Source organism: Brevundimonas sp. (assembly GCF_032107865.1).
Lineage (GTDB): Bacteria > Pseudomonadota > Alphaproteobacteria > Caulobacterales > Caulobacteraceae > Brevundimonas.
The window spans coordinates 1-11,625 of record NZ_DAMCNG010000075.1; the positions used below are offsets into that span (position 1 = coordinate 1).

8 protein-coding genes and 1 pseudogene are annotated in these 11,625 nt (G+C 67.0%); 3 read left to right on the top strand and 6 right to left on the bottom strand.

Going from position 1 to position 11,625, the window contains the following annotated elements; translation table 11 throughout:
• A pseudogene (locus RT567_RS08280) lies at positions 1-590 on the top strand (TonB-dependent receptor); the annotation flags it as partial.
• A gap of 40 nt (positions 591-630) precedes the next feature.
• Here the strand turns inward: RT567_RS08280 and mce are convergent.
• The 5 genes from mce to RT567_RS08305 are packed head-to-tail and all read right to left on the bottom strand — an operon-like array spanning position 631 to position 8,116.
• Complete coding sequence (mce, locus tag RT567_RS08285; protein WP_313575689.1) at positions 631-1,053, bottom strand: methylmalonyl-CoA epimerase; 423 nt, start codon at positions 1,051-1,053, stop codon at positions 631-633.
• Positions 1,050-3,221, bottom strand: a complete 2,172-nt coding sequence (gene scpA, locus RT567_RS08290) for a methylmalonyl-CoA mutase (RefSeq protein WP_313575691.1) — start codon at positions 3,219-3,221, stop codon at positions 1,050-1,052. The genes mce and scpA overlap by 4 nt, the downstream gene beginning before the upstream one ends.
• Positions 3,218-4,594: a methylmalonyl-CoA mutase family protein gene (locus RT567_RS08295; RefSeq protein ID WP_313575693.1), complete on the bottom strand. Its 1,377-nt coding sequence runs from the start codon at positions 4,592-4,594 to the stop codon at positions 3,218-3,220. The genes scpA and RT567_RS08295 overlap by 4 nt, the downstream gene beginning before the upstream one ends.
• Positions 4,595-6,571: an acetyl/propionyl/methylcrotonyl-CoA carboxylase subunit alpha gene (locus RT567_RS08300; RefSeq protein ID WP_313575695.1), complete on the bottom strand. Its 1,977-nt coding sequence runs from the start codon at positions 6,569-6,571 to the stop codon at positions 4,595-4,597.
• Positions 6,572-6,580: 9 nt separating this feature from the next.
• Positions 6,581-8,116 carry an acyl-CoA carboxylase subunit beta gene (locus tag RT567_RS08305; protein ID WP_313575697.1) on the bottom strand — a complete coding sequence of 512 codons (1,536 nt, stop codon included), beginning with the start codon at positions 8,114-8,116 and terminating at the stop codon, positions 6,581-6,583.
• 145 nt (positions 8,117-8,261) lie between these two features.
• Here RT567_RS08305 and RT567_RS08310 point away from each other — a divergent pair, with 145 nt between their 5' ends.
• On the top strand, positions 8,262-9,674 hold the full coding sequence (locus RT567_RS08310) for a short-chain fatty acyl-CoA regulator family protein (RefSeq protein WP_313575699.1): 1,413 nt from the start codon (positions 8,262-8,264) through the stop codon (positions 9,672-9,674).
• A 181-nt stretch (positions 9,675-9,855) separates the two neighbouring features.
• On the opposite strand, the gene RT567_RS08315 is transcribed toward RT567_RS08310, so the two are convergent.
• The gene (locus RT567_RS08315) at positions 9,856-11,358 is read right to left on the bottom strand and encodes a CoA-acylating methylmalonate-semialdehyde dehydrogenase (RefSeq protein ID WP_128116484.1); all 1,503 of its coding nucleotides are present in this window, start codon (positions 11,356-11,358) and stop codon (positions 9,856-9,858) included.
• A gap of 104 nt (positions 11,359-11,462) precedes the next feature.
• On the opposite strand from RT567_RS08315, the gene RT567_RS08320 reads away from it, so the two are divergent.
• Positions 11,463-11,625: LysR family transcriptional regulator (locus RT567_RS08320; RefSeq protein ID WP_313575702.1), on the top strand; the 163-nt coding region annotated here is incomplete at its 3' end.

An 11,625-nucleotide genomic window follows, 5' to 3' on the forward strand; every position in this document is an offset into this window, starting at 1 on the left:
GCCCGCCTCCGGGCGGTCATGGCGCGGGCGGTCCGCCTCCGGGCGGCGGAATGCGGATGCAGTCTGGCGGCGGACGCAACCGGGGCGGCGGCATGATGCCGGGCCAGGGGCGGTTCAACGTCTCGCTCTATCACACCTATCGCATCCAGGATGAGATCACGATCCGCGACGGCCTGCCGGTGCTCGACCTGCTGGACGGCGCCGCTATCGGGGCGCGCGGCGGCCAGTCCCGCAACGAGGTCCAGCTGCAGATGGGCGCCTTCAAGAGCGGCATGGGCGGCTTCCTGAACGCCAACTGGAAAGAGTCCACGCGGATCAACGGCGGCTCGTCGCCGGACGACGACCTGAGTTTCTCGGACCTGACGACAGTGAACCTGAACCTGTTCGCCGACCTGTCGTCGCGTGAGAATTGGGTGTCTCGCTATCCGTGGCTGAAGGGCGCCCGCGTCAGCGTCGGCGTCGAGAACATCTTCGACCAGCGCCTGAAGGTCCGCGACGGCCTGGGCGAGACGCCGCTGTCCTATCAGCCCGACTACCTCGACCCGCTGGGCCGCACGTTCAGGATCAGCCTGCGGAAGATTTTGTACTGATCAATGAAAAGGCCCGGTCTCGCGACCGGGCCTTTGTCTTCTAGTGATCGCCCTTCGGGGTCTCCATCAGTTCGATCAGCACTCCGCCCATCTCCTTGGGATGCAGGAACACCACCGGCGTTCCGTGCGCGCCGATGCGGGGCTCGCCTGTGCCCAGAATGGTCACGCCCTTGGCGCGCATTTCGGCAATGGCGGCGTGGATATCGGCCACTTCAAAGCAGACATGGTGCTGGCCGCCCTTGGGGTTCTTGGCCAGGAAGCCGGTGATCGGGCTGGTCTCGTCGAACGGCTCGATCAGTTCGATCTGAGCCGTCGGCGTGTCGATGAAGCAGACCTTCACCCCCTGCGCGGGCAGGTCGAACGGCTCGCCGATCTTCGTCGCGCCCAGCACGTCGCGATACAGCTTGATGGAGTCGGCGATGGAGGGCGTGGCGACGCCGACGTGGTTCAGATTGCCGATCACTTCTTGGTCTCCCCCATATTCTTGGCTGGCGCGGGCTGAGCATAGCCCAGGCGCTGGTTCAGCTTCTCGATCAGGTCCGCCGCCGTCTCGGCGATGACCGAGCCGGGCGGATAGACGGCCGCCGCGCCCATATCGAGCAGGGGCTGGACGTCCGACGGCGGAATGACCCCGCCAACCACGATCATGATGTCCTCGCGCCCCAGCTTCGCCAGTTCAGCCTTCAGCTCAGGAACCAGCGTCAAATGCCCCGCCGCCAGCGACGAGGCGCCGACCGCGTGGACGTTCTTCTCGACCGCGTCCTTGGCCGCCTCGGCCGGCGTCTGGAACAGCGAACCGGCCGTCACGTCGAAGCCGATGTCGCCGTAACCGGTGGCGACCACCTTCTGGCCCCGGTCGTGGCCGTCCTGTCCCAGCTTGGCGATCAGGATGCGCGGCGGGCCGCCGTCGTTCTCGACGAAGGCGGCGACCATTTCACGAGCGCGGGCGACCTTGGGATCGTTCCCGGCCTCTTTCGCATAGACGCCAGAGACCGTCTTCACCGTGGCGATGTGGCGGCCGAAGGCGGCCTCCAGCGCGTCGGAGATCTCGCCGACGGTGGCCTTGGCGCGGGCGGCCCGCACCGCCAGCTCCATCAGGTTTTCATTGCCGCGCGCGCCCTCGGTCAGGGCGTCGAGAGCGGCTTGCGTCGCCGCCTCGTCGCGCTCGGCCTTCAGGCGTTGCAACTTCTCGATCTGGCGGGCGCGCACCTCGGCGTTGTCGACCTTCAGCATCGGAATGTCGTCGACCACGGGGTTCAGATATTTGTTCACCCCCACGACCGTCTGCTGGCCGGTGTCGATGCGCGCCTGGGTCTTGGCGGCGGATTCCTCGATACGCAGCTTGGGAATGCCCGCCTCAATGGCCTTGGCCATGCCGCCGTAGGCCTCGACCTCCTCCATCAGGGCGCGAGCCTTGGTCGCCAGCTCCTGCGTCAGGCGCTCGACGTAGAAGCTGCCGCCCCACGGGTCGATGACGCGCGTCAGACCCGTCTCGGCCTGCGCCAGAATCTGGGTGTTGCGCGCGATCCGGGCCGAGAAGTCGGTCGGCAGGGCCAGCGCCTCGTCCAGCGCATTGGTGTGCAGGCTCTGCGTCTGGCCGCCCGCCGCCGCCATGCACTCGACCATGGTGCGCGGCACATTGTTGAACACATCCTGCGCCGCCAGCGACCAGCCCGAGGTCTGGCAGTGGGTCCGCAGGGACAGCGACTTCGGATTGACGCCGCCTTCCCGCTTCACCGCTTCGGCCCACAGCAGGCGGCCGGCGCGCATCTTGGCCACCTCCATGAAGTAGTTCATGCCGATGGCCCAGAAGAAGCTCAGGCGCGGCGCGAAACGGTCGATCTCCATGCCCGCCGCCTTGCCCGCGCGCAGGTATTCGATCCCGTCCGACAGGGTATAGGCCAGCTCGATGTCCGCCGACGCCCCCGCCTCCTGCATGTGATAGCCGGAGATGGAGATGGAGTTGAACTTGGGCGTTTCCTTCGCCGTCCACTCGAAGATGTCGGCAATGATCCGCATCGAGGGTGCGGGCGGATAGATGTAGGTGTTGCGGACCATGAACTCCTTCAGAATGTCGTTCTGAATGGTCCCGGTCAGCTTGGCGTGATCGACGCCCTGCTCCTCGCCCGCCACGACGTAGAGAGCCAGGATCGGCAGCACCGCCCCGTTCATCGTCATGGACACCGACATCTGGTCCAGCGGAATGCCGTCGAACAGGGTCCGCATGTCCAGAATGGAGTCGATGGCCACGCCCGCCATGCCGACGTCGCCCTTCACCCGCGGGTGGTCGCTGTCATAGCCCCGGTGGGTGGCCAGATCGAAGGCGACCGACAGGCCCTTCTGACCGGCGGCCAGGTTGCGGCGATAGAAGGCGTTGGACTCCTCGGCGGTCGAGAAGCCCGCATACTGGCGGATGGTCCAGGGCGCGCCCGCATACATGGTCGGATAGGGGCCGCGCACGAAGGGGGCGAAGCCCGGCAGACCGTGGATGAAGTCCAGCCCATCCAACGCATCCGGCCCATAGGCCGTCTCGACCGTCAGCCCCTCGGGCGTGGTCCATGCCGCGCGTTCCGGCCCGGCGCCGGTCGCGCCCAGATCGAGGGCGACCTTGGAAAAATCAGGAAAGCTCATTGGGCGGCCTCCTCGAAGGCGGCGGCGAAGCGGACAGGCGCCAGGGCCTCGAACGTTCCGATGGCGGCCGCTGCGGGCGCAGGCGTCACCGGCGCGGAACGCACATCCGGGTCGACGAATTTGGTGACGCCGATGATCTGGGCGCCGCCGTCCTTGATGGCTTTTTCGGCCATGTCGCGAGCGCGGGCGATGCGAGGCTGGATCACCCCGCCTTCCAGACAGGCGATGACGCCGCCTTCGGCCTCATAGACCTGAAACTCGGCCCAGGCCGCCTCGGCCAGTTCGCGCGTGCGGGCGTCCAGATACCAGGAGCCGCTGGCCGGATCGTCGACGCGGCCCAGGTTGGACTCTTCCATCAGGATCAGCTGGGTGTTGCGCGCCTGACGCTTGGCGAAGTCGTCCGGCAGGCCCGCCGCGCGGGTGAAGCCGTCCAGCACCACCGCATCGGCCCCGCCCACAGCCCCTGCGAACCCGGCAGCGGTCAGGCGCAGCATGTTCGGCCACGGATCGCGCGCCGACAGCATCCGCCGCGACGAGCGCGCCTCGATGACCGCCGGAACCTCGGCGCCAAACGCCTTTGAAACGCTGGCCCAGATCAGGCGCAGGGCGCGGATCTTGGTCAGGGAGTCGAAATAGGCCTGATCGACGGCGACGCCCAGAACCACGCCCTTCAGCGCCGCCTCGGCCGACAGACCTGCTTCTACGGCCGCCTTCACATAGGCCACAGCCGACGACGCGGCGAAGGCCAGTTCCTGCGCGATGGAGCCGCCCGCCTCATGCGCCACACGACCCGAGGCCATGAACAGCGTCGCCTCGGGATAGGTCGCGGCGTGGGTCGCCGCCGCCTTGGCCGTCTCGGCCATGATGGCTGCAAAATCGCCCGGCGCCCCGCCCGCCTCGGCATAGGCCGAGATCGGATCGAGGTGGAAAGCCAGCTTGGCGCGAGGCGAGCCCTTGGCGACCGCCGACAGAGCCTCCGCCGCCGTCACGCCCTCAAACCCGGCGTCCAGCGCCACCGGCGCCAGCTCCAGCGCCACTCCGTCCAGCGCGCGGGCCAATCGACCTGCGTCCGCCGCGACCGGCCCGGCGATCAGGACGGACGCCGCCCCGTTTTCCAGATCGGTCAGAATGGCGCAGTTCAGGACATCGGCGTCCTCGCCCTCGTTCAGCGCCCGCACGTCCCACGCCCGGCCTTCGGAATCCGAGGACCGAGGCGCGAACACAGGCTCGCCCCCGTTCGCCGTCCCATACAGGGGCTTGGTCGCCAGATGGTCCGCATCCAGATGGATGAGGCTCTCCAGCGGACGCTCCTTCAGCGCCTTGACGGCGGCGTCGCGCCATTCGAGCGGGGTCGGGACGGCGAACTCGGTCATTTACTCGAACTCCACCAGCACGTCGTCGGCGGCGACCGGATCGCCGGCCTTGGCCTTGACCGCCTTCACCTTGCCGTCGCGCTCGGCCTTGAGGATGTTCTGCATCTTCATGGCTTCGATGATAGCCACCGTCTCGCCGGACTTGACCTCCTGGCCCTCGACCACGGGGATGTCGACCACCAGGCCCGGCATCGGCGACAGCACCAGCTTGGACGTATCCGCCGCCTGCTTCTCGGGCAGCAGGGCGTAGAGGTGCGCCACGTCGGGGCGCAGCACGCGCACCCGCGCCCGCGCCGCGCGGTGGCGGATGTCGAACCCGTCGGCGGCGCGCTTCACCTCGGCGGTGAAGGCGTCGTCGTCCAGCGCCGCCTTGAACAGCGACAGGCCCGGACGCCACTCGATCTCGGACAGGGAGACTTCCTCGCCGTCGATGGCGACGATCAGGTCTTCGGCCTCGTCATAGCCGACCTCGACCTCATAGGCCGCCTTGTCGATCAGGACGGTCCAGTCGGTGCGCTCGCTGGGGTCGCCGTCCTGTTCGGCGATGACCTCGTTCATGGCCACGGCCGAGGCGATCAGGATCTTCACCTGCTCGGCCGACGGCGCCAGACCATTGAAGCCCTCCGGGAACTCGTCCTTGATGTAGCTCGTCGACAACTCACCGGACTGGAAGCGTTCCTGATCCATGACGGCGGCCAGGAAGGGCACATTGTGGCCCAGACCTGCCAGATGCGTGTCCTCCAGCGCGCGGGCCATGCCGCGCACGGCGTCGTCGCGCGTCTCGCCCCAGGCGCACAGCTTGGCGATCATGGGGTCGTAGAACATACTGATCTCGTCGCCCTCGCGGACGCCCGAGTCATTGCGGACCGTATAGTCGCCCTGATCGCCCTCTTCCGGCTGCTCATAGCGCACCAGACGGCCGATCGACGGCAGGAAGCCGCGGTAAGGGTCCTCGGCGTAGATGCGGCTCTCGATGGCCCAGCCGTTGATCGACAGGTCGTCCTGCTTGATCGCCAGTTGCTCGCCCCAGGCCGAGCGGATCATCTGCTCGACCAGATCGACGCCAGTGATCAGCTCTGTCACCGGGTGCTCGACCTGCAGACGGGTGTTCATCTCCAGGAAGAAGAAGCTCTTGTCCTGACCGGCGACGAACTCGACCGTGCCCGCCGAGTCATAGTTCACCGCCTTGGCAAGCGCGACAGCCTGCGCCCCCATGGCGGCGCGGGTCACCTCGTCCAGCAGAGGCGACGGCGCCTCCTCGATGACCTTCTGGTTGCGGCGCTGGATCGAGCACTCGCGCTCGAACAGGTGGATGACGTTGCCGTGCTTGTCGCCCAGCACCTGAATCTCGATGTGGCGCGGGTCGACGATGAACTTCTCGAGGAAGACGCGGTCGTCGCCAAAGGCGTTCAGCGCCTCGGCCTTCACGGCGGCGAAGCCCTCGGCCATGTCGTCGTCCGAATGGGCGACGCGGATGCCCTTGCCCCCGCCCCCGGCCGAAGCCTTGATCATCACCGGATAGCCGATTTCGCGCGCGATCTTCACCGCCTCGTCCGGCGTTTCGATCAGGCCCATGTGCCCCGGCACGGTCGAGACGCCCGCTTCAGCCGCGAACTTCTTCGACGTGATCTTGTCGCCCATGGCGTCGATCGCCTCGGGGTTCGGCCCGATGAAGGCGATGCCCTCGGCCTTCAGCCGCCGCGCAAACCCAGCGTTTTCCGACAGGAAGCCGAAGCCGGGGTGCACGGCCTGCGCCCCCGTCTGCTTCACGGCGTCCACGATCTTGTCCTGGATCAGATAGGACTGGGCGGCGGGCGACGGGCCGATGTGCACCGTCTCGTCCGCCATCTCGCACGCCAGCGACCCGGCGTCGGCGTCGGAGTAGACGACCACCGTCTTGATGCCCATGCGGCGGCAGGTCTTGATGACGCGAACAGCAATCTCGCCGCGGTTGGCGATCAGAATTTTATCGAACATTTCTGGGCCTTACAGCGGGATGTTGTCGTGCTTCTTCCAGGGATTTTCCTGGGTCTTGTTCTTCAGCGTGCGCAGGGCCTTGATCAGGCGGCGACGCGTGCCGTGGGGCATGATGACGTCGTCGATGTAGCCGAGGCCCGCCGCTACGAACGGGTTGGCGAAGCGTGCCTTGTACTCGGCCTCGCGCGCCGCCAGGGCCTCGGGGTCGCCGGCCTCCTTGCGGAAGATGATCTCGACCGCGCCCTTGGCGCCCATGACCGCGATCTCGGCGGTGGGCCAGGCGTAGTTGACGTCGCCGCGCAGGTGCTTGGAGCTCATGACGTCATAGGCGCCGCCATAGGCCTTGCGCGTGATGACCGTCAGCTTGGGCACCGTGGCCTCGGCATAGGCGAACAGCAGCTTGGCGCCGTGCTTGATCAGGGCGCCGTACTCTTGCTTCGTGCCCGGCATGAAGCCCGGCACATCGACGAAGGTCACCAGCGGGATGTGGAAGGCGTCGCAGAAGCGCACAAAGCGCGCGGCCTTGCGGCTGCTGTCGATATCCAGCACGCCCGCCAGCGTCTGGGGCTGATTGCCGACGATGCCGACCGGCTGGCCGTCCAGACGGCCGAAGCCGCAGATGATGTTCTTGGCGAAGTCAGCGCCGATCTCGAAGAAGTCGGCCTCGTCGACCGTCTTCAGGATCAGCTCCTTCATGTCATAGGGCTGGTTCGGATTGGCCGGGACCAGCGTGTCCAGCGACGCCTCGTCGCGATCCGGCTCGTCATAGGTTTCGCGAACCGGCGGCGTCTCGCGGTTCGACAGCGGCAGGAAGCCGATCAGGCGGCGCACTTCCGACAGGGCCTCCAGATCGTTCTCGAAGGCGCCGTCGGCGACACCCGACTTGCCCGCATGGACGCGGGCGCCGCCCAGGTCTTCGTGGCTGACCACTTCGTTAGTGACCGTCTTCACCACGTCGGGACCGGTCACATACATGTAGGAGGTGTCCTTCACCATGAAGATGAAGTCGGTGATGGCGGGCGAATAGACGTCGCCGCCCGCGCACGGGCCCATGATGACCGAAATCTGCGGGATGACGCCCGAGGCCAGGGTGTTCTGCAGGAAGATGTCGGCGTACCCGGCCAGGCTCTCCACGCCTTCCTGAATGCGTGCGCCGCCCGCATCGAACAGGCCGATGATCGGCGCGCCCGCCGTCAGGGCCATCTTCTGGATCTTGACGATCTTGGCCGCGTGGGCGCCCGACAGCGAGCCGCCGAACACGGTGAAGTCCTTCGAGAAGACATAGACCAGACGGCCGTTGATCGTGCCGCGCCCGGTGACGACGCCGTCGCCGGGGATACGCTGATCCTGCATCCCGAAGTCGTGGCTGCGATGCTCCACGAACATGTCGGTCTCTTCGAAGGAGCCTTCGTCCAGCAGGACGCCGATGCGTTCGCGGGCGGTGAGTTTGCCCTTGGCGTGCTGGCTGGCGATACGCTTCTCGCCCCCGCCCAGCTTGGCGGCGGCGCGACGGCGCTCGAGTTCCTCGAGGATGGCCTGGCTCATGGTTGGAGCGACTCCCTGACTTCGTTCAGGGTCCAACAAGCCGCTTCATCGCAGAAAGGCAATCGCAACTTTGCAAAACCTGCGTAAGTGCGTAGGCTTGCCAAGGCGGACAGGCGTTTTTGCAAAGTTGCAATGCCCAACAACCATGGCTGAAAAACTCTACCTCGGGACCAAGGTCCGCAAGCTGCGCGAGACGCGCGGCTGGACGCTGGAGCAGTGCGCCGGGCGGCTGGCGCTGTCGCCGTCCTATCTGTCGCAGATCGAGACGAACCAGCGCCCGGCCACGGCGCGGGTGCTGATCGCCCTGACGCGCGCCTTCGACGTGGACGCCAGCCTGTTCGATCTGGACGGCGACGCCCGCCTGATCGCCGACCTGCGCGAGGCGACCACCGACGTCGCAGGCCACGCCGAGGCACCCACGGCGGGCGAGCTGAAGCAGGCGGCCATGAACGCCCCCCGGCTGGCGCGTCAGTTCCTGGCCCTGCACCAGGACTACCGCCGTCTGGACGAGCGGCTGAAGACGCTGAACGAGACGCTGGGCCGCGACGAACACGCCGCCGACGCCGCCCCCGCCCTGCCCTATGAGGCGGTGCGCGACTTCTTCCACTATCGCGACAACTACATCGATGCGCTGGATCGCGCGGCCGAGGATCTGGCCGCGCGGCTGAATCTCGGCGACGGCGTCCATCCGGAGCGCGAGCTTGAGGCCGCCCTCAATGACCTGTGCGGCGTTCGAGTCGCCACCGGTCAGGGGCGCGGCGCCATGCGGCGTTTCGATCCGGGCGCGCGCATCCTCTATGTCGACGCCAGTCTGCCGGGCGCCACCCGCGCCTTCCAGATGGCGCACCAGTTGGTTCGCTTACGGTTCGAGGACCTGATCGAGCACGAACTGGACCGCGCCGCCTTCGACATTCCCGCCGCGCGCGACGTGTGCCGGGTTGGTCTGGCCAACTATGCGGCGGGGGCGCTGCTGTTGCCCTATCGCGCGTTTCTGGAGGCGGCGCGGGAGTTGCGGCACGACGTGGACCGCCTGCGCAACCGCTTCCACGTCAGCTTCGAACAGGCCTGCCACCGATTGAGCACGCTACAGCGCCCCGGCTGGCGCGGCGTGCCCTTCTATTTCGCGCGGGTCGACATGGCCGGAAACATCACCAAGCGGCACAGCGCCACACGCTTCCAGTTCGCCCGCTTCGGCGGCGCCTGCCCGCTATGGAACGTGCATGAGGCGTTCAGCGCGCCGGACCGCATTCTGGTCAATCTGTCGGAAATGCCGGACGGCGCCCGCTACGTCTGCCTCGCCAAGAGCGTGTCCAAGCCGGGCGGATCGTTTCTGGAGCCGGATCGCCGCTATGCGCTGGGGCTGGGATGCGAGATCGAGCACGCGGCGCAACTGGTCTATGCGGATGGGCTGGACCTGAACGGCCCGCCGACGCGCATGGGGGTGAACTGCCGCATCTGCGAGCGGACGGACTGCACCCAGCGGGCGTTCCCGCCGATCGACCGAACGCTGGCCGTGCCGGAGAACGAGCGCGGGGTTATTCCCTATACGCTCTTATAGTTCCTTCTCCCGATGGGAGAAGGTGCCCCGAAGGGGCGGATGAGGGTCCCCGACCTCAGTCGGCGCAAGCCGTATCGCAACGGCTGCCGCCGACTGACAGGCTGAACCCTCACCCTTTCGCCTTAGCGGATCGCTTCGCTCTCCGAGGCTCAAGCCCTCTCCCATCGGGAGAGGGTCAGGATCAGCCCATCGTCGGGATGACGAAGCTGCTGTCCGCGTGCTCCAGATCGCTATCGGGCCAGCGGGCCGTCACGGTCTTGGTCTTGGTCCAGAAGCGGACGCCTTCCATGCCGTGCTGGTTGATGTCGCCGAAGGCCGAGCGCTTCCAGCCGCCGAACGAGTGATAGGCCACCGGCACCGGGATCGGCACGTTGATGCCGACCATGCCGACGTTGACGCGGGCGGCGAAGTCGCGGGCCGCGCGGCCGTTCTGGGTGAAGATGGCGACGCCGTTGCCGTACTGGTGCTTGCTCGGCAGGCTCAGGGCCTCCTCGAAGCTGGCGGCGCGCATGATCTGCAGCACCGGGCCGAAGATCTCTTCCTTGTAGGATTCCATCTCCGGCTTGACGTGGTCAAACAGCGACGGGCCGATGAAGAAGCCCTTCTCGTGGCCCTGAAGGCTGAATTCGCGGCCGTCGACGACCAGTTCGGCGCCTTCTTCCACGCCCTTGTTGATCCAGCCCAGAACCTTGTCCTTGTGGGTCTGGGTGACGACGGGGCCATAGTGGGCCTCGGCGTCGGTCGAGACGCCGACGCGCAGGTTGGGGATTTCCGAGACCAGACGCTCACGCAGTTCGTCGGCGGTGCGCTGACCGACCGGCACCACGACCGGCAGGGCCATGCAGCGCTCGCCGGCCGAGCCGTAGGCCGCGCCGGTCAGATCCTTGATGACCTGATCCATGTCGGCGTCGGGCAGGACGATGCCGTGGTTCTTGGCGCCGCCCATGGCCTGGACGCGCTTGCCGTGAGCCGCGCCCTTCTGGAACACATAGTGGGCGATGTCGGACGAACCGACGAAGCTGACGGCGTGGACCAGCGGGTGTTCGAGAATGGAGTCGACCGCCACCTTGTCGCCGTGGACGACGTTCAGCACGCCCTTGGGCGCGCCGGCCTCCATCATCAGCTCGCCCAGACGCACCGGCAGGGACGGATCACGCTCGGACGGCTTCAGGATGAAGGTGTTGCCCGCGGCGATGGCCACGCCGAACATCCACATCGGGATCATGCCGGGGAAGTTGAACGGAGTGATGCCCGCGACCACGCCCAGCGGCTGGCGCATGGAATAGACGTCGATGCCCGGACCGGCGCCATAGGTGTACTCGCCCTTCGAGGCGTGCGGGATGCCGCAGGCGAACTCGATCACTTCCAGACCGCGCTGGATATCGCCCTTGGAGTCGGCGATGACCTTGCCGTGCTCGCTGGACAGCAGTTCGGCCAGTTCGTTCATGTTCGCCTCGACCAGGCGCTTGAACTCGAACATGACGCGGGCGCGCCGCTGCGGGTTGGTCGAGGACCAGCCTTCAAAGGCGGCCTGCGCCGACTGGACCGCGCGATCCAGTTCCGACGGCGTTGCCAGTTGGACGCGGGCCTGAACCTCGCCGGTGTTGGGGTTGAAGACGTCGCCGAAGCGGCCCGACGCCCCATCAAAAGCCGCACCGTCGATGAAGTGGCGAATATCGCGCATTGAACGTCTCTCCCGATGATTATGGTTTTTCGTGAGCCTGCCCTAGCAGAGCGGGCCGGTCAGGCCCATTGCAATCTTGCAGGTGATGATGTGCATATCTGCATATGTTCGACTGGGATGATCTGAGGGTGTTTTTGGCGGCCGCCCGCGCCGGGTCGCTGGCCACGGCGGCGCAGCGGCTGGGCGTGGACGCGGCCACCGTCGGGCGGCGCGTCGCGCGGCTGGAGACGGCGCTGAAGTCGACCCTGCTGGTTCGCTCGGCCGCCG

Bases quoted from the DNA above. Each gene is read 5' to 3' on its own strand.
- RT567_RS08295 (WP_313575693.1), bottom strand. From the start codon at position 4,594: ATGACCGAGTTCGCCGTCCCGACCCCGCTCGAATGGCGCGACGCCGCC.
- RT567_RS08305 (WP_313575697.1), bottom strand. From the start codon at position 8,116: ATGAGCCAGGCCATCCTCGAGGAACTCGAGCGCCGTCGCGCCGCCGCC.
- RT567_RS08310 (WP_313575699.1), top strand. From the start codon at position 8,262: ATGGCTGAAAAACTCTACCTCGGGACCAAGGTCCGCAAGCTGCGCGAG.
- RT567_RS08315 (WP_128116484.1), bottom strand. From the start codon at position 11,358: ATGCGCGATATTCGCCACTTCATCGACGGTGCGGCTTTTGATGGGGCG.
- scpA (WP_313575691.1), bottom strand. From the start codon at position 3,221: ATGAGCTTTCCTGATTTTTCCAAGGTCGCCCTCGATCTGGGCGCGACC.
- RT567_RS08300 (WP_313575695.1), bottom strand. From the start codon at position 6,571: ATGTTCGATAAAATTCTGATCGCCAACCGCGGCGAGATTGCTGTTCGC.